We start from the raw sequence: 18,002 nt of genomic DNA, 5'->3' as shown, positions 1-18,002 counted from the left end.
TGCTAGCATGGCAAGTTGCCTTACACCGTGCCCAAGGAGAATAGTTCATGCCTTCCGCCCGCCCCAAGAGCGCCGCACATGCAGACAAACATGGCGACAAGCCGGCACGCAAGACCGACAAGGATTTGCCGCTGATCGAGGACATACGGCTGCTGGGGCGCATTCTGGGCGATGTGATTCGCGAGCAGGAGGGCGGGCCGGCCTACGAGCTGGTCGAGCAGGTACGCCAGCTCTCGGTGGCCTTCCGGCGCGATGCCGACGAAGCGGCCGACAAGGCGCTCAAGAAGCTGCTCAAGGGGCTGTCCAGCGACCAGACGGTGAGCGTGATTCGCGCCTTCACCTATTTCTCGCACCTGGCCAATCTGGCCGAAGACCGCCACCACATCCGCCGCCGTGCCGTGCACGAGCGTGCCGGCAACACGCAGGAGGGCAGCATCGAGGTGGCACTGGCGCGCCTGCGCTGGGCGGGCATCTCGCCTGCCAACGTGGTCGACACGCTGGCCAAGAGTTTCATCTCCCCCGTGCTAACGGCCCACCCCACCGAGGTGCAGCGCCAGAGCATTCTGGCGGCCGAGCGCCGCATTGCCCAGTTGCTGGCCGAGCGCGACGATATCCTGATGCGCGCCCAGCTCTACAACAGTGCCAAGGATGCGCTGACCCCGCGCGAGCTGACGCGGGTGCAGGCGCAGCTGCGTGCCTGTGTGGCCCAGCTCTGGCAGACGCGGCTGCTGCGCCATTCCAAGCTCACGGTGGCCGACGAGATCGAGAACGCCCTGTCCTATTACGAGGCGACGTTTCTGCAGGAGATCCCCAAGATCTACGAGCAGCTGGAGCAGGAGCTGGGCGAGAAGCTGCCCGAGCAGAGCTTTTTGCGCATGGGCCAATGGATTGGCGGCGACCGCGACGGCAACCCTTTTGTGACGGCCGAGAGCCTGGAGCTGGCCCTGACGCGCCAGGCCGACGTGGCGCTGCGCCACTATCTGCGCGAGGTGCACTATCTGGGCGGCGAGCTGTCGCTGTCGGCCAATCTGGTGGACATCACGCCCGAGATGCAGGCGCTGGCCGATGCCTCGCCCGACCACAATGTGCACCGCAGCGACGAGCCTTATCGCCGGGCGCTGACGGGCATCTATGCGCGGCTGGCCGCGACGCTCAGGCAGCTGACGGGCGGCGAGGCGGCACGCCACGCCGTGGCGCCGCAAAATGCCTATGCATCGGCCGACGCGTTTCTGGCCGATCTGCAGATCATCGACGACTCGCTGTCGCGCTACCACGGCAATGCCCTGGCGCCGCAGCGCCTGCGCCCGCTGATGCGTGCCGTGCGGGTCTTCGGCTTTTACCTGTCCACGGTGGACCTGCGCCAAAGCTCGGACAAGCACGAAGAAGTGGTGCGCGAGCTGCTCTCGGTCGCCAAGGTCGAGCTCGATTACAGCCTGCTTGAAGAAGACGCCAAATGCGCGCTGCTGGTGCGCCTGCTCGAAGACGCACGCCCCTTGCGGGTGATGGGCGGCGACTACGGCGATCACACGCGCAGCGAACTGGCCATCTTCGAGACCGCCAAGCGCCTGCGCGAGCGCCTGGGCGGCGAGGCGATTCGCCATTGCATCATCAGCCACACCGAGACCGTCAGCGATCTGCTCGAAGTGCTGCTGCTGCAAAAGGAAGTGGGCCTGCTGCGCGGCACCTTGCAGGACGGTGCGCAATGCGACCTGATCGTGGTGCCGCTGTTCGAGACCATCGAGGATCTGCGCAATGCCGCGCCCATCATGCGCCGCTACTACCAGCTGCCCGGCATTGCCGAGCTGGTCCGCAAAAGCGGCGGCGAGCAGGACATCATGCTGGGCTACAGCGACAGCAACAAGGACGGCGGCATCTTCACCAGCAACTGGGAGCTGTACCGGGCCGAGATTGCGCTGGTCGAACTGTTTGACGATCTGGCCGACCACTACGGCATCCGGCTGCGCATGTTCCATGGCCGTGGCGGCACCGTGGGGCGTGGCGGCGGCCCCAGCTACCAGGCCATCCTGGCGCAGCCGCCGGGCACGGTGCGCGGTCAGATCCGCCTGACCGAGCAGGGCGAGGTCATCGCCTCCAAATACGCCAACCCCGAGATCGGGCGCCGCAATCTGGAAACCCTGGTGGCCGCCACGCTGGAGGCCACGCTGCTGCAGCCGACCAAGCCGGCGACCAAGGCCTTTCTGGAGGCTGCGGCGTTTCTGTCCGAAACCAGCATGGCGGCCTACCGCGCGCTGGTCTACGAGACTCCGGGCTTTACCAATTACTTCTTCAGCAGCACGCCGATTCGCGAGATCGCCGAACTCAATATCGGCTCGCGTCCCGCATCGCGCAAGGCGACCCAGGCCATCGAAGACCTGCGCGCCATTCCCTGGGGCTTCAGCTGGGGCCAGTGCCGCCTGACGCTGCCGGGTTGGTATGGCTTCGGCTCGGCGATCCAGGCCTTCATCCACCGTCCGGGCAAGGATGCCAAGGCGCAACTGGCGCTGCTGCAGAAGATGTACCGCCAGTGGCCGTTCTTCCGCACCCTGCTGTCGAATATGGACATGGTGCTGGCCAAGAGCGACCTGAACCTGGCCTCGCGCTACAGCGAATTGGTGACCGACACGCGCTTGCGCCGCCGCATCTTCGGTGCAATTGAGGCCGAGTGGCACAGCACGGTGGAGGCGCTCAACCAGATCACGGGCGACAAGCAGCGCCTGGAGCACAACTCCGCACTGGCGCGCTCCATCCGCCACCGCTTCCCCTATATCGACCCGCTGAACCACCTGCAGGTGGAGCTGGTGCGCCGCTGGCGTGCGGGGCAGACCGACGACAGGGTCAAGAACGGCATCCATCTGTCCATCAACGGCATTGCTGCCGGAGTGCGCAACACGGGTTGAGAGCGCTGGCGGATGCTCCTGAATAAGGAGCTGGTATCGCTAATGAATAAAGGGTTTGGGGTATATAAGTACTTCAAACCATTTGCTGTATGGCGCTATCAGCTATGAAAGTTGAAATGGCGTCAAACCAGAACGCTTGCACGGTGAGCCATCGAGCAAACGCTGTCGCAGCTTCGCAGCAGATCACAGAAGCAGAAGAGGGATGGCTATCAACTTTAGGAGCTGCATACGCCTATGAATAAAGGGTTTTAGGTATATAAATGCTTGAAAACCTTTTTTGCATTGCGCTGTAAGCTATGAAAGTTGATGTGGCGTCAAACCAGCGCGCTTGCACGGTAAGCCATCAAGCAATCGCTGTCGCAGCTTCGCCGCAGATCACAGAGGCAGAGGCAGAGGGATAGGCAGATGCAGCAATTTTAGGAGCTGCCTGCGCCAATGCATAAAGGGTTTGAGGCAGATAAATGCTTCAAACCCTTTTTGGTATGGCGCTAACAGCTATGAAAGTTGAAGAGCCTTCAAGCAGGCATGCTCCAAAAGCGAGACATCAAGCAAGCGCCGCCGCGCAGCGAGGATGTTGTCCCCCTCAGGGGGAAGCCGCACAGCGGCTCAGGGGGAGTCAACCCCTCAGTGAAGCATCAAGGAGCCGGCCGCCTTGCTCTTGCCGGCGCGAGCGGGAGGATTGCACAGGCCGCACTGGTAGTGGCGCGCATTCTCGTAAGGCTCGGTCACGAACTGGCCCTTGCAGACCGAGCACTGGGTGCGCGTCAGCATCTGTGCATCGACAAACTTCACCAGGCGCCAGGCGCGGGTAAAGGACAGCAGCACCTCGAGTTCGGCAGCCTGAATCTGTTCGGTATAGAGGCGGTAGGCCTTGGTCAGCTGCTCGGCCGAGTCCAGCTCCACGCCCTTGGACAGGTATTCGTAGATATTGAGGAACAGCGAGCTGTGGATGTTTTCCTGCCAGGTCAGAAACCAGTCCGTGGAAAACGGCAACTGGCCCTTGGAGGGAGACTTGCCCGAGATTTCCTTGTACAGCCGGATCAGGCGTTCATAGGACAGCGTGGTCTCGGACTCCAGCACCTGCATGCGGGCGCCCATCTCGATGAGCATGGCGGCGCGCTCGATTTGCTTGGATTCGTTCAGAACGCTTTTGGTGGCAGTCTTGGCGGCGGGCATCAATCTCTCCTAAAAACCAGGTAGTCGCTAGCGGGTGCTCAGAGCACTTCGGAGACACGGCTGGCCATCAGGATGTTGGCGTGCAGCGTATTGGTGGCGGCGTTACCGATCTTGTTGCTGCTGTGATTGGTCAGCAGGCTCCAGACCATTTCGTCATCGGCGCGGAAGCTGGCCAGCAAGGTGTTGCGCGATGCCAGCTTGAGCACCTGGGCCGAAGACAGCGAGCCCAGCAGTTCGCAGGACTCTTCGTTCAGACCCAGACGGAACACAGCCTCTGCCTTGTCCTGGCGGATCATGGTCTGGGCCAGCATCAGATAGGTGAGGTTGGCTTCGCGGATCTCGGCAAGCAGTTGTTCGTTGTTCATGGGGTCCAGTCCTTTCAATCTCGACAGACCGTCACGGCACACATAAACAAGACGTTAAAAGTGTTTCGATCTGTTGAAGTGAATTGTGTTTCAAGCCTTGATCGAACTGAAGTCGGGGAGTGTCGGTATCGCCGGTCTGGTTTTACAGGCAGGCATGTAGGATTTCCCTTACTGCCTTGCCGTCCTTCGGGATGACTCGGAGTGCTGGGTGGGGGCTGACATTGCATCAGGCCGGATTCCGCTGGTGCATGTATTGTGAATCTGTCCGAAAGATGACAAACGAGCAAATAAGCGGCTTTTTATTCGGTATCTGATGGCCTATGAAACAGGGCGGCCCGGATGTCCTGTGGTAGCGGCCCGAATCCGGGTTGCCAGGCTGCATCGACACGGGAGCGCGGACATGGGCGTGGGCCATGCCGCCAAGGCCTGGAGCATCGCGAAGGAGCGGGCTTGGTCTGGCTGGGTCTGGCTTGGCGTTGATCAAGCGCGCCGCACCGCACCGCACCGCACTGCATCGCACCGAGTTTGCGCCGCTCTGCCGTGATCGCGGCGCGCTCTGTCCGCGGCCCAGGAAGCGAAGCCGGCAAGCGCGGGGCGGCGTGCGGGCATGTCTGTTCTAGGCCGGTGCCTGGCGCGGCATCGGCACTGGCACTGGCGTGCGGCACGCTCAGCCCTTCTCGGCCGGGCGGGAGGGCTGGCTGCACCACTCGCTCCAGCTGCCGGCAAACAGGGCCGTGGGCGCAAAGCCGGCAATGCGCATGGCCAGCACATTGGGGGTGGCGCTGACGCCGCTGCCGCACTGGTGCACCACGCTGGCGGGATCGCGTCCGGCCAGCAACTGGTCAAACTCTGCCTTGAGCAGCGCTGCGGGCTTGAAGCGTCCGTCGGCGGCGATATTGCTGCCGAACGGGCGATTCAGCGCGCCCGGAATATGGCCTGCCACGGGATCCAGGGGCTCCACCTCGCCGCGGTAGCGAGCCGGGGCCCGGGCATCGATGAGGGTCTGGGTGGCCTGACCCAGATCGGCCTCGACCTGAGCGACGGTCTTGAGCGTCTCCAGCGGCTGGCCCAGTTCAAAGTTGGACTGGAAATGGCCGGGCTCTTCCCCGCTGCTCAAGGCTTGGCCGGCCGCCTGCCAGGCCTGCAGCCCGCCATCGAGCACGGCCACGGCATCGTGGCCGGCCCAGCGCAGCATCCACCACAGGCGACCGCAGTAATTGGCGGCGTTGCGGTCATAGACCACGGCCTGCATATCGTTGGCAAAGCCTATGGAGGACAGCCAGGCGGAAAAGCGCTCGCGCGTGGGCAAGGGGTGGCGGCCACCGGATGCCGACTGCACGCTGGTGGCGACCTGGCCGTCTTCGCCGGGCGCTCCGTGCGGTGCGCTGAGGTCTTTGTCCAGATCGACGAACAGGGCTCCCTCGATATGGACCTGCAGATATTGCTCGCGACCGGCAGGCGGGTTCATGAGGTCAAAGCTGCAGTCAAACACCATCAAGGGCTTGCCGCTGGCCTTGAGCCGGGCCAGCTCTTCGACGGAAATCAGGGTGTTGTAGTGCTCGGGCGTCGAGTGGTTCATGGCTTGCTGCTCCAAAGATTGAACGGCTGAAGACGGCATGGGGTGCAGTCTTGCGGCATACAAACCATTATGCGATCGGGCCGCAGCCCCGCAGCTTCATTGTTTGGATATGGCAAGCCGCGCAGATCCGGCGTGGACTGCGCGGCAGGCTGGGGCTGCTGACGTGCATGGAGAAGGCGCCGGGCGCGCCCCTGGCATGGCTAGCCCCTGGAGCGCAAGGTGGTGGCGGCGGCTCCGCTGGCGACGATGAGCACAATGCCCCCCCAGCCGATCAGGGGGATGCTCTCGCCGAACAGCACCAGGCTGAGCAGGGCGGCAAACACAATGCCCGAGTACTGCAGATTGGCGACGACCAGAGTGTTGGTCTTGCTGCCCGCCGAGGCATAGGCCTTGGTCATGCAGACCTGTGCCACGGCCGCGAGCACGCCCACGGGCACCAGCCACAGCGCGCTCCAACCGGGGAAGGGCGAGATGCCGGTGAACAGCATGGTGATGCCGCCGGCAACGGCCGAGCCCACCGAGAAATAGAACACCACGCGTGTCTCGGGCTCGCCCAGGCGCGACAGGGTGGTCACCTGCATATAGGCCATGGCCGCAAACATGCCGCCAAACAGGCCGCCGAGCGCGGCCACCCATTCACTGGCCGGGGCGCTGGTCGGGCGCAATACCAGCAACACGCCGACAAAGCCTGCTACCACCGTGGACACCAGTCCCCAGGGGAAGGGCGGAATGGCGCGGCGGGTTTCGGGTTCGGCTGCATAGGATTTGCGCAGGGTGTGGCGCATCCACAGGCCCTGGGCGATGAGAAACACCGCCATCCAGATGCTGCTCATGGAGTTGAGCGTGGTGGCCGTGGCCAGCGGCAGATGGCCGATGGCGTAGAACCAGGCACCCATGGAGATCACGCCGACAAAGCTGCGCCAGGCATGCTCGCGCGAGTACTGGGTGGTCAGCGTCACGCCGCTGCGCCTGGCCAGCCAGACCAGCAGCGCCATGCTGACCAGGCCGCGGTAGAACACGATCTCTGCCGCATTGAAGTCCTGGGAGGCAAACTTCACACACACACTCATGACCGCAAAAATCAACGCGGCCAACACCATCCACAGGGCTTGCATATCTCACTCAATTCAGCATAAAAAATAGCTGCTGCGCTCATGGAGCGATAGCAGCTATCAGTCTTGAGGCTTACCTCATTCAGCGTTGGGGAACGCTGTCGCCCATGATGCGGCGATACCACTCATGGAAATGTTGCATGCCGTCTTCCATGGGGCTCTGATAGGGGCCGACCTCGTTGTCGCCGCGTTCATACAGGGCCTTGCGGCCGCCGTCCATGCGCTCGGCGATCTCGTCGTCCTCGATGCAGGTTTCCATGTAGGCGGCCTTCTGGGCCTTCACGAACTCGGGCTCGAAGGCGGCGATTTCCTCGGGGTAGAAGAACTCCACCACGTTCAGCGTCCTGTCCACGGCCAGCGGGTGCAGGGTCGAGACCGTGAGCACATGCGGATACCACTCCACCATGATGTGGGGGTAGTAGGTCAGCCAGATGGCACCGCGCTCGGGCAGATCGCCATTGCGGTAGGCCAGCAGCACCTCGTGCCACTTCTTGTAGATGTCCGAGCCGGGGTTGCCGAAGCTGGGGGCCACGCCCACGGTCTGCACCGAGTACTCGCTGGCGAATTCCCACTTCAGATCGTCGCAGGTGACGAAGTTGCCCAGGCCGGGGTGGAAGGGACCGACGTGATAGTCCTCCAGATAGACCTCGATGAAGGTCTTCCAGTTGTAATTGCACTCGTGCATCTCGACATGGTCGAGCACAAAGCCGTCGAACTGGAGCTGCTCGCGCAGCTTCATGCCGGCCAGGTCGGCCTCGATGTCGCGGCCGTTGTCCTCGAACAGCAGTCCGTTCCACTCGCGCAGACGGTAGTTGTTGAGGTTCAGGCAGGGGTCGTGGCTGAAATGGGGCGCGCCCAGCAGCTCGCCGCTGGTGCTGTAGGTCCAGCGGTGCAGCGGGCAGACAATGTTGCCTCCGGCATGGCCCTTGCCCTCGGACAGCAGATTGCCGCGTCCCTTGAGCATCACGGCCTGGCGGTGGCGGCAGACATTGGAGATCAGCTCGATCTCGCCTTTGGCATTGCGTACCAGCGCCCGCCCCTCTTTTTCCTGAGGCAGGGCGTAGTAGTCGCCTATCTCGGGAACGGCCAGCTGGTGGCCTACGTAGCGCGGGCCGCGCTTGAAAATCGTTTCCAACTCGCGCTGGAACAGCGCCTCGTCGAAATAACTTGAAACTGGTAGTTGGCTTGCGGCCTGCTGCAGTTGAAGACTTAAATCAGTCATGGATGACCTGACCTAAAGACTCCCCACAGGGAGGGTGCACGTGCGCACACGGTAAAAAACGAAACCGGCCTTGTCTGGACACGGGCTTGAGGCAATAGGCGGTGGCTTGGCCAGCCGACTGGTTTGCCCGACCGGATGACCAGGCACGGGGCCGGTTTGACGGGAATGGGATTATAGGCTGTGGGGTTATTTCCGTTTGTCTGGTACGTGTATTGACGTTATTGGGGCGGTGTGGCGAAAAATCCTGTCAGCAAGCTGCCAGCCGTGCGCAAACCTTGGCAGGGCACCAAAAAAGCCGGCCTGAACGCCGCCGACCTGGCCGCAAGTCACAGCCAAGACATCTCGCGCCGGCCGGCTTTGCGGGCATTGCACGCCAATGGTGCGGGGACGCCTAAAATCGTCGTTTCCGTCCAACATAAGCCACACCCTCCATGCCCAAGGCCGCTGCCGCCAAAAAATCCGAACAGCCTGTCAGCTATGAAGCTGCTTTGCAGGAGCTGGAACAACTGATTGCGCAGATCGAATCGGGTCAGCTGCCGCTGGAGCAGATGCTCAGCGGCTACCAGCGTGCGGCCGAGCTGCTGGGCTTTTGCCGCAGCCAGCTCGAAGCCGTGCAGGAGCAGGTCAAGGTACTGGATGAAGGCAAGCTGTCCGCCTGGACCCAGGACTGATCCCGGCGTCCGCGCTTTTTGCCTTGAAGATGCAGCCCATGAATGAATCAATGATTGCCGAACCATCGACGCCTTTGAACGAGGGCAAGCCTGCCCTGGATTTTTCCGTCTGGATGCAGGAGCGACTGGCGCGCACCGAAGATGCGCTGTCGCGCTGGGTGGGCATCAATGCACCTGCGGGCCTGGGCGAAGCCATGCGCTACGCCGTGCTCGATGGCGGCAAGCGCTTGCGACCGCTGCTGGTCTGGGCGGCTGCCGAGGCGGTGGGCGGTCTGGCTGCGGCCACGCTGCGCGCAGGTTGCGCCGTTGAGCTGATTCACGCTTATTCCCTGGTGCATGACGACATGCCCTGCATGGACAACGACACCATGCGCCGTGGCAAGCCCACCGTGCATGTGCAGTTTGGCGAAGCCTCGGCCCTGCTGGCCGGCGATGCTCTGCAGGCTCTGGCGTTCGAGCTGCTGCTGCCTGAAGACGACGGCATTCCCTGCTCCATGCAGGCCAAGCTGTGCCGCCTGCTGGGCGCGGCGGCGGGCAGCCAGGGCATGGCCGGCGGCCAGGCCATCGACCTGGCCAGCGTGGGCAAGCAACTGAGCGAGGCGCAACTGCGCGAAATGCACCGCCTCAAGACCGGCGCGCTGCTGCTGGGCAGCGTGCTCATGGGGGCTGCCTGCAATGCGCAGACCGATGCCAGGGCGCTGGCTGCGCTGACCGACTATGGTCAGGCACTGGGCGTGGCTTTCCAGGTGGTGGACGACATTCTGGATGTGGTGGCCGACTCCGCAACGCTGGGCAAGACGGCCGGCAAGGACGCGGCCAATGACAAGCCCACTTTTGTGTCGCTGCTGGGGCTGGAGGCTGCGAGAGCCCATGCCGAGCAGTTGCGCCAGCAGGCCCATGCCGCCTTGACGCGCAGCGGTCTGGCCGACACGCAGGCCTTGGGTGCACTGGCCGATATGGTCGTGCAGCGTACCCACTGAGATTTAATAGAGAAGCCCTGTAATCCAGTACTGGTAAACACTAGCAGCTATTAAAAATATAGAACATGTCCACGAATACCTCTTCCCTGCTGCACAACATCAACGATCCCGCAGATATGCGCGGTCTCTCGCGCTCCCAGCTCAAGAGCCTGGCCGCAGAGCTGCGCAACTATGTGATCGACAGCGTCTCAAGGACCGGCGGGCACCTCAGCTCCAACCTGGGGACGGTGGAGCTGACCGTGGCGCTGCACTCGGTGTTCAACACGCCCTATGACCGCATCGTCTGGGATGTGGGCCACCAGACTTATCCGCACAAGATATTGACCGGCCGCCGCGATCGCATGGACACGCTGCGCCAGTTCGGCGGCCTGTCCGGCTTTCCCCAGCGGGCCGAGAGCGAGTACGACACCTTTGGCACGGCGCACTCGTCCACCAGCATCTCTGCGGCGCTGGGCATGGCGCTGGCCGCCAAGCAAAAAGGTGAGGATCGCCGTGCGATAGCCGTGATCGGCGACGGCGCGATGACGGCCGGCATGGCGTTCGAGGCACTGAACAACGGCGGCGTGCACGATGCCAATCTGCTGGTCATTCTCAATGACAACGATATGAGCATCAGCCCGCCCGTGGGCGCGCTCAATCGCTATCTGGCGCAACTGATGAGCGGCCAGTTCTATGCCAAGGCCCGCGATGTGGGCAAGAGCGTTCTCAAGCAGGTGCCGCCCTTGCTGGAGCTGGCCAAGCGTCTGGAGCAGCAGGCCAAGGGCATGGTCGTGCCTGCCACCATGTTCGAGCAGTTCGGCTTCAACTACATCGGCCCCATCGACGGCCATGACCTGGACTCGCTGATTCCCACGCTGGAGAACATCAAGGGTCTCAAGGGCCCGCAGTTTCTGCATGTGGTCACCAAGAAGGGGCAGGGCTACAAGCTGGCCGAGGCCGACCCCGTGGCTTACCACGGCCCCGGGAAGTTCGACCCGGCCGTCGGTCTGGTCAAGCCGGTCACGCCTGCCAAGCAGACCTTCACCCAGGTGTTCGGCCACTGGCTCTGTGATATGGCGGCCAAGGACCAGCGCCTGGTCGGCATCACGCCTGCCATGCGTGAAGGCTCGGGCATGGTGGAATTCCACAAGCGCTTTCCCGGCCGCTACTACGACGTGGGCATTGCCGAGCAGCATGCAGTCACTTTCGCCGGTGGCATGGCCTGCGAAGGCGTCAAGCCCGTGGTGGCCATCTATTCCACCTTTTTGCAGCGTGCCTATGACCAGCTGATCCACGATGTGGCGCTGCAGAACCTGCCCGTGGTGTTTGCTCTGGACCGCGCTGGTCTGGTGGGCGCCGACGGTGCCACGCACGCCGGTGCTTATGACATCGCCTTTGTGCGCTGCATTCCCAATATGAGCATGGCCTGCCCGGCCGACGAACGCGAAACGCGCCAGTTGCTGACAACGGCCTATGAGCAGGATCACCCTGTCTGCGTGCGCTACCCGCGCGGCGCCGGTGTGGGCGTGACTCCGCTGGAAAGCCTGGAAGGCCTGCCCTTCGGCAAGGGCGAGATGCGCCGTGAGTCGGCTTCCAAAAAAGTGGCGATCCTGGCTTTCGGGACCTTGCTGTACCCGGCCTTGCAGGCCGCCGAAGCCTTGGATGCCAGCGTGGCCAATATGCGCTGGGCCAAGCCTCTCGATGAAGAGCTGCTGCTCCAGATCGCGGCAGATCACGAGCTCATCGTCACGCTGGAAGAAGGCTGCGTCATGGGCGGCGCTGGCAGTGCCGTCATGGAGAGCCTTGCCGCCCATGGCCTGAGCAAGAGCGTGCTGCAGCTGGGCCTGCCCGACGCGTTCATCGAGCATGGCGATCCCGCCAAGCTGCTTGCACTGCAGGGGCTGGACGCGGCAGGCATCGAGGCCTCCATCCGAAAGCGTCTGGCTGCGTGCTGAGGCGACAGGGACATCGTTTGTGCAAACGGGCTCAGGCAGTGGCTGAATCCCTGTTTGCGTCAGTCCTGATGGACTGAAACCAGGCCCTTCATCGAAGGGCCTTTTTCTTTGCATGTCGTCAAGAAAACTGACGGCAACCGCGAATCGCCACACGGGCGGCGTCTGCGTTCCTAGAATGCCTGTGGCTGCCGGCCTGTGATCAGGCCGTTGCAGCCGGCTTGGCAATCGACAACTACTAGCGGAGAAATATTCATGGATCGTCGCTCACTCGTCAAACATGTGGGCATGGCCGGTGTGCTGGCAGCGGGCGTGGCTCCTGCGGTGCGCGGCCAGGAGGTGCTGCGCTGGCGCCTGGTGACGAGTTTTCCCAAGGTCCTCGACGCCATCTCTGGCGGGGCCGAGAAATTTGCCCAGTCGCTGCGTCTCATGTCGGGCGGCCAGATCGAGGTCAGCGTGCACTCCGCAGGCGAGCTGATGCCCGCCTTTGGCGTGATGGAGGGGGTACAGAACGGCGTCGTCGAAATGGCGTTGACCGCTCCCTACTACTTCACCGACAAGGACTACTGCTTTGCACTGGGTTGCGCCGTGCCCTTTGGTCTGACGGCGCGGCAGATGGATGCCTGGATGGAGTGGGGCGGCGGGCGCAAGCTCATGGATGATTTCTACGCCCAGTACGGCATCAAGAGTCTGAGCGCTGGCAATACCGGCACGCAGATGGGGGGCTGGTACCGCAAGGAAATCAAGACCGTGCAGGATCTGCATGGTCTGCGCATGCGCGCTGGCGGCGGCTTGCTCGGTGATGCGCTGCAAAAGCTGGGCGTGCAGGCCGTCAACATGCCCATTGCCGATGCGCAGCAGGCGCTGGAAAAAGGTCGTCTCGATGCGGTGGAGTTTGTCGGCCCCTACGACGACCAGAAGCTGGGCTTCGGCAAGATCGCGCCTTACTACTACTATCCGGGCTGGTGGGAGGGCGGCGCCGAGCTGGCCTATTTCATCAATGCCAAGGCCTTTGCAGCCCTGAGCCCCGAGCTGCGTGCCATGGTGGAGGCCGCCGCAGCGCTGGCCGCCAAGGATCTGACTGCCAAGTACCTGGCGTACAACCCCGCAGCGCTCAAGAAGCTGCTGAGCGAACGCGTGCAGCTGCGCGCCTTTCCGCGCGAGCTCATGGATGCGGGCTTCAAGGCCGTGATGGCCACCATGGCCGAGCATGAGGCCAAGTCGGCACAGTTCAAGAAAATTCACAGAAGCCTGCGCGGATTTCAGCACGACCAGTTGCTCTGGGATCGTTTCTCCGAGTTCCGCTATGCCAGCTATATGAGCGCGGTACGACTGTAAGCATCGGCCGCTGCCCGCCGAGGCCTGACTTGATGCACCTCACTAGGTAGAACTTCTTAAGCGAACGGTCACTTTTTAGCGCTTGTGAAACGGTTGGCTCGTGTACATTTTGTGCCTGTTGCATAAAACAAGCTGGCATAGATCAGTGGTCTGTATCAGCTCAATTCGTTCCTCAAGGAGACTAAAGTGGATCGTCGTTCCATTCTGAAAAATGCCGGTATCGCCGGCGTGCTGGCCGCGGGTGCTGCACCTGCTGTTCACGCCCAGGCCGCTGTGCGCTGGCGCCTGGCCTCCAGCTTCCCCAAGTCGCTGGACACCATCTTCGGCAGTGCTGAAAAGCTGTCGCAACTGGTCAAGGCCATGTCGGGTGGCAAGTTCGAGATCTCGGTGCACCCGGCTGGCGAGCTGATGCCTGCTTTCGGTGTGGTGGATGCGCTGCAGGGCGATACCATTGACATGGCACAGACCGCTGCCTACTACTTCACCGGCAAGGATCCCATCTTCGCCTTCAGCTGCGCCGTGCCCTTTGGCCTGACCGCGCTGCAGATGAACGGCTGGAAGGATCATGGCAACGGCCGCAAGCTCCTTGATGCCTTCTTTGCCAAGTACAACTTCAAGACCGCATCGGCCGGCAACACCACGACCCAGATGGGCGGCTGGTACCGCAAGGAAATCAAGACCGTGGAAGACCTCAAGGGTCTGAAGATGCGTCTGGGCGGCGGCGTGTTCGGCGAAGCCATGGCCAAGCTGGGCGTGGTTGCGCAGAACATGCCTGCTGGCGATGTCTACCAGGCCCTGGAAAAGGGTACGCTGGACGCCGTGGAATTCGTCGGTCCCTACGACGATGAAAAGCTGGGCTTCAACAAGGTTGCGCCTTACTACTACTACCCCGGCTGGTGGGAAGGCTCTGCCGAGCTGGAGTTCTTCATCAACATCAAGAAGTACAACGCGCTGTCGCCCGAGAACAAGGCGATCCTGGACGCTGCAACCCGCGTGGCTGCCGCCGACATGACCAGCAAGTACCAGGTGCTGAATCCTCAGGCCATCAAGCGCCTGGTGGCCAACAAGACTCAGCTCAAGATGTTCCCCAAGCCTTTGATGGATGCCGGCTTCAAGGCCTCCATGGAAGTGTTTGCCGAGCACGAAGCCAAGTCGCCCGAATTCAAGAAGATCCACCAGGACATGCGTGCCTTCCAGCGCGACCAGATTCTGTGGAACCGCTTCTCCGAGTACCCCTTCAATCAGTACATGGCGACTGCCAAGATCTGATTTCGCTCAGACCCAAGACTTCCAGCGCCATGCGCTGGCTGCAAAAAAACCGCAGCTTGCTGCGGTTTTTTCATGCGCCCGAAATGATGCGAGCCTGAGTTGAGCGGCTCCTGCTTGCGGTGCCGGGTTGGCTGTCATGCTCGATCCTTCCTGGATTGCAGTTGCCTGTAGACATCGTCCCCGCAGAGGGTGTCCTGTTGGCTGCGGGCCTGGGCCAGGCCTTGGTTGACCAGGCCGTCATGGAAATCCAGGGCCGCCAGTGCGGCCTGTTCCTGCAACGGTGCCGACGGCTCCTGATGCGGCAGCACCGCCGCCCCCCCCATATGCACCTTGAGCTGTGCCCCATTCACGCGGATGCCCCGGCCTTCACCGTCAGTGCGCTGGCCGCTTCGATCACCAGCTTCTGGCCGGCCTGCAACCGTTGCGCGGCGCCCAACTTGATGTGCTGGTCTGGCACCACGACTCAGGTGGCCGTGGGCCTTGGTTGCGGGCAAGTGCTGATTAGTGGTTGGCTGCTTTCGTCGCAAGCTTGGTAACGCATTGCTTTGGGATGTTGGCTTCGTAATAGGTGCTTTTGAGGCTTTTGTTTTTTTTATCAACGATGAGATTGATAAATTCATCACCGCAGCTTGGGGACGCTTCTATAAACTCTCTTTTTTGGGCATCGTAAACGAACACTCTGAAAATCGTGTAAGTGCCCATCCCGTCGTCAATGTGCCAAACAGCAAAATCCCCAATCCCATCAAAATTGAAGTCATCGAGCTTTACATGCAGCTCCTTATTCGTTTCAAAAAACAAGTCGCTTATTTTGTGACGGCCATTATTTTTTACATCTACATTCAGGCTTGATCCGCCCCATGAAAGCGTCACCTCATTTTCTTTGTCGGGATTGAATTTTAACGATTGCGCTTGAGTAGACACACAAAAAAGAGTTAATAGCGCTGCCAATATCGTCTTCTTGTTATTCATTGAACTACTCCGCAGGCTGCATGTTTGCATGGATGGAAGCCTTCCCTGTAGGGGATGTGATTATTATTTGAGTTTCAGAAATGCTGTCTGTGAGCTTTCGAAGTATATAGGCCGCATAGGCGGTATAGGCCTGTCTTTTGTAGTATCCGTTGCCGCCGCCGTTAGCGAGACGATTGATCAGACCTATATTATTTGCCGAGTACCGTCTGTCTGGGACTCTGTTGATATTCATTCCACTTGCGAAGGTTTTAGACACCCAGTGTGGCAGGCCTTGCACTTCCAGTGGCAGCCAGCCCCAGGCAAAGGGGCAACTGCACGGCGGTATCGCCAAAATGCAAATGACGTGCAAATGAAGTGCAAATGAAGTGCAAATTAACGGGCTCGAACTTGCGCCGTGTCAGTGAATCCACCTGCACCGCTTCGGTGGTGCCTTCTGACACGCGGATGATGCCCGGGCATTGGCAGCCTGTGACAGCAGGTCTGCGTATGGTGGGCGGATGGCCGTCAGCAATACGGCGATGGTCCTTGCGGTTTGCTGGGAACGCAGCAAATCCATCACTCAGCCATCTGTGCTCAATGAAAAAGCCCCGGCTCTGGCGAGCCGGGGCTGTATCAGCGCAAGTGAGCCTGATTTACTTGGCGGCAGGCGCTGCGTTCAGTGAATCCTGCAAGGCCTTGGCCGGATCATCCGAGCCATAGCCGCCCGCATCGGGTGCGGCCGGGGCAGGCTGGCTGCCCTCGGCAGGGGCCGCAGGCACTGCAGAGCCTTCTTCGCCGCCCTCAGGGGCCCCGAAGGGGTTGTCTGCACCATAGCCGCCGCCAGCGTCGTTGAGCTGGTTGAGCATCTCGTCGCCCACCTTGTTCATGTCCACGACCACCGGTTTGTCGAGCGCGCCGGTCACGATGCCGGGGAAGGCGATGAGCACACCCACCATCACCAGCTGGATCAGCACAAAGGGCACGGCACCCTTGTAGATCTGCATGGTGGTGACGGGATCGATGACCTTGTGCGTGACCTTGTCGACGTATTGCTTGTCCGGAGCGACCGAGCGCAGGAAGAACAGTGCAAAACCGAAGGGCGGATGCATGAACGAGGTCTGCATGTTCACGGCCAGCAGCACGCCGAACCAGATCAGGTCGATGCCCATCTTCTCGGCCACGGGGCCCAGCAGCGGCACCACGATGAACGAGAGCTCAAAGTAGTCCAGGAAGAAGGCCAGGAAGAAGATCATGATGTTGACCACGATCAGGAAGCCCACCTGGCCGCCGGGCAGGCTGGTCAGCAGATGCTCCACCCACTTGGGGCCGTCGGCGGCCTGGAACACCAGGCTGAAGGTGGTGGCGCCGATCATGATGAACATCACGAAGCTGGCCAGCTTGGTGGTCGAGGCCAGGGCCTGCTTGAGCAGATCCATGTTCAGGCGTCGGCGGGCAAAACCCATGAGCAGTGCCGCCATGGCTCCCATGGCGCCGCCTTCGGTAGGTGTTGCAATGCCCAGGAAAATGGTGCCCAGAACCAGGAAGATCAGCAGCAGCGGAGGGATCAGCACAAAGGTCACGCGCTCGGCCAGCTTGGACAGCAGGCCCAGCTTGAGGACCCGGTTGAGTGAGGCGATCACGAAGGCGATGAAGGTGCCGCCGCACATGGCGGTGACGATCTTCTCGTCGGTGGCGACTTCGGTGATTTCCTTGCCCTGCCACCAGGTGTGCAGGTCGGCCATGTGGCTGGCCAGGAAGATGGCCACGATGGTCGAGATGCCCATGACCACGGCCAGCGAGGTATAGCCGGAGTTGCCATTGGCTTCGCGATAGATACGCGCCTCAACGGGGAGAGCAGGCACCATCTTGGGTTTGAAGATGGCCAGAATCACCACCCACAGCACATACAGGCCCATGAGCATGAAGCCGGGGATGAAGGCACCCTTGTACATGTCGCCCACGCTCTTGCCCAACTGGTCGGCCATCAGAATCAGCACCAGCGAAGGCGGGATGATCTGGGCCAGCGTGCCCGAGGCCGCAATCACGCCCGATGCAAGGCGGCGGTCATAGCCGTAACGCAGCATGATGGGCAAAGAGATCAGGCCCATGGAAATCACTGAAGCAGCAACCACGCCAGTGGTGGCAGCCAGCAGCGCGCCCACAAAGATCACGGCCAGCGCCAGACCGCCTCGGATCGGCCCGAACACCTGACCGACTGTGTCGAGCAGGTCCTCCGCCATGCCGGAGCGTTCGAGAATCAGGCCCATCAAGGTGAAGAAGGGCACGGCCAGCAAGGTGTCGTTGGCCATGATGCCGATCAGGCGCTGAGGCAGCCAGGCCATCACGGAGGAGGGAAAGACCCCCAGTTCAATGCCCAGAAAGCCGAAGGCCAGGCCTGCTGCACCCAGGCTGAAGGCCACGGGAAAGCCCAGCAGCAAAAAGCAGATCAGCCCCGCAAACATGATGGGGGCGTAGTTGGTAGCGATGAATTCCATTGATTGTCTCTCCCGCTAC

At 61.7% G+C, this 18,002-nt stretch carries 14 protein-coding genes; 6 read left to right on the top strand and 8 right to left on the bottom strand.

What is annotated here, in order from left to right; genetic code table 11:
* The first annotated feature begins 47 nt into the window (after positions 1–47).
* The gene (ppc, locus tag AC1RTQ_RS17805) at positions 48–2,897 is read left to right on the top strand and encodes a phosphoenolpyruvate carboxylase (RefSeq protein WP_492877667.1); all 2,850 of its coding nucleotides are present in this window, start codon (positions 48–50) and stop codon (positions 2,895–2,897) included.
* A gap of 624 nt (positions 2,898–3,521) precedes the next feature.
* On the opposite strand, the gene flhC is transcribed toward ppc, so the two are convergent.
* The 5 genes from flhC to AC1RTQ_RS17780 form a co-directional block, all read right to left on the bottom strand.
* Positions 3,522–4,073, bottom strand: a complete 552-nt coding sequence (gene flhC / locus AC1RTQ_RS17800) for a flagellar transcriptional regulator FlhC (protein WP_003052834.1) — start codon at positions 4,071–4,073, stop codon at positions 3,522–3,524.
* A gap of 38 nt (positions 4,074–4,111) precedes the next feature.
* Complete coding sequence (flhD, locus tag AC1RTQ_RS17795) at positions 4,112–4,438, bottom strand: flagellar transcriptional regulator FlhD (RefSeq protein ID WP_302089660.1); 327 nt, start codon at positions 4,436–4,438, stop codon at positions 4,112–4,114.
* A gap of 667 nt (positions 4,439–5,105) precedes the next feature.
* Positions 5,106–6,017, bottom strand: coding sequence for a sulfurtransferase (locus tag AC1RTQ_RS17790; RefSeq protein WP_492877664.1), 912 nt, complete (start codon positions 6,015–6,017; stop codon positions 5,106–5,108).
* 200 nt (positions 6,018–6,217) lie between these two features.
* Entirely contained in the window at positions 6,218–7,132 is a 915-nt protein-coding gene (locus tag AC1RTQ_RS17785; protein ID WP_302089662.1) for a DMT family transporter, read from the bottom strand.
* Between the two features lie 79 nt (positions 7,133–7,211).
* Positions 7,212–8,351, bottom strand: coding sequence for an aromatic ring-hydroxylating oxygenase subunit alpha (locus tag AC1RTQ_RS17780; protein WP_302089663.1), 1,140 nt, complete (start codon positions 8,349–8,351; stop codon positions 7,212–7,214).
* Positions 8,352–8,782: 431 nt separating this feature from the next.
* On the opposite strand from AC1RTQ_RS17780, the gene xseB reads away from it, so the two are divergent.
* The 5 genes from xseB (at position 8,783) to AC1RTQ_RS17755 (ending at position 14,540) form a co-directional block, all read left to right on the top strand.
* Positions 8,783–9,022, top strand: coding sequence for an exodeoxyribonuclease VII small subunit (gene xseB / locus AC1RTQ_RS17775; protein ID WP_003069159.1), 240 nt, complete (start codon positions 8,783–8,785; stop codon positions 9,020–9,022).
* 38 nt (positions 9,023–9,060) lie between these two features.
* Positions 9,061–10,002 (top strand): polyprenyl synthetase family protein, encoded by a 942-nt coding sequence (locus tag AC1RTQ_RS17770; protein ID WP_003069162.1) that lies wholly within the window; start codon positions 9,061–9,063, stop codon positions 10,000–10,002.
* A gap of 65 nt (positions 10,003–10,067) precedes the next feature.
* Complete coding sequence (gene dxs / locus AC1RTQ_RS17765; protein ID WP_492877660.1) at positions 10,068–11,936, top strand: 1-deoxy-D-xylulose-5-phosphate synthase; 1,869 nt, start codon at positions 10,068–10,070, stop codon at positions 11,934–11,936.
* Between the two features lie 252 nt (positions 11,937–12,188).
* Entirely contained in the window at positions 12,189–13,271 is a 1,083-nt protein-coding gene (gene dctP, locus AC1RTQ_RS17760; RefSeq protein ID WP_492877658.1) for a TRAP transporter substrate-binding protein DctP, read from the top strand.
* A 186-nt stretch (positions 13,272–13,457) separates the two neighbouring features.
* Positions 13,458–14,540, top strand: a complete 1,083-nt coding sequence (locus tag AC1RTQ_RS17755) for a TRAP transporter substrate-binding protein (RefSeq protein ID WP_003069176.1) — start codon at positions 13,458–13,460, stop codon at positions 14,538–14,540.
* Between the two features lie 134 nt (positions 14,541–14,674).
* Here AC1RTQ_RS17755 and AC1RTQ_RS17750 read toward each other — a convergent pair whose 3' ends face one another.
* The 3 genes from AC1RTQ_RS17750 to AC1RTQ_RS17740 all read right to left on the bottom strand — a co-directional run bounded on the left by AC1RTQ_RS17750 (position 14,675) and on the right by AC1RTQ_RS17740 (position 17,983).
* The gene (locus AC1RTQ_RS17750; RefSeq protein WP_492877655.1) at positions 14,675–14,890 is read right to left on the bottom strand and encodes a hypothetical protein; all 216 of its coding nucleotides are present in this window, start codon (positions 14,888–14,890) and stop codon (positions 14,675–14,677) included.
* A 151-nt stretch (positions 14,891–15,041) separates the two neighbouring features.
* A complete protein-coding gene (locus AC1RTQ_RS17745) occupies positions 15,042–15,509 on the bottom strand; it encodes an XAC2610-related protein (protein ID WP_492877653.1) in 468 nt (155 codons plus the stop codon).
* Positions 15,510–16,141: 632 nt separating this feature from the next.
* Positions 16,142–17,983 (bottom strand): TRAP transporter large permease, encoded by a 1,842-nt coding sequence (locus AC1RTQ_RS17740; protein WP_492877651.1) that lies wholly within the window; start codon positions 17,981–17,983, stop codon positions 16,142–16,144.
* Between the last annotated feature and the right edge of the window lie 19 nt (positions 17,984–18,002).

This window comes from Comamonas sp. GW821-FHT11H03 (assembly GCF_058807955.1).
The sequence above is the reverse complement of the archived record's forward strand: the minus strand, read 5'-3'. Positions and strand labels throughout refer to the sequence as shown.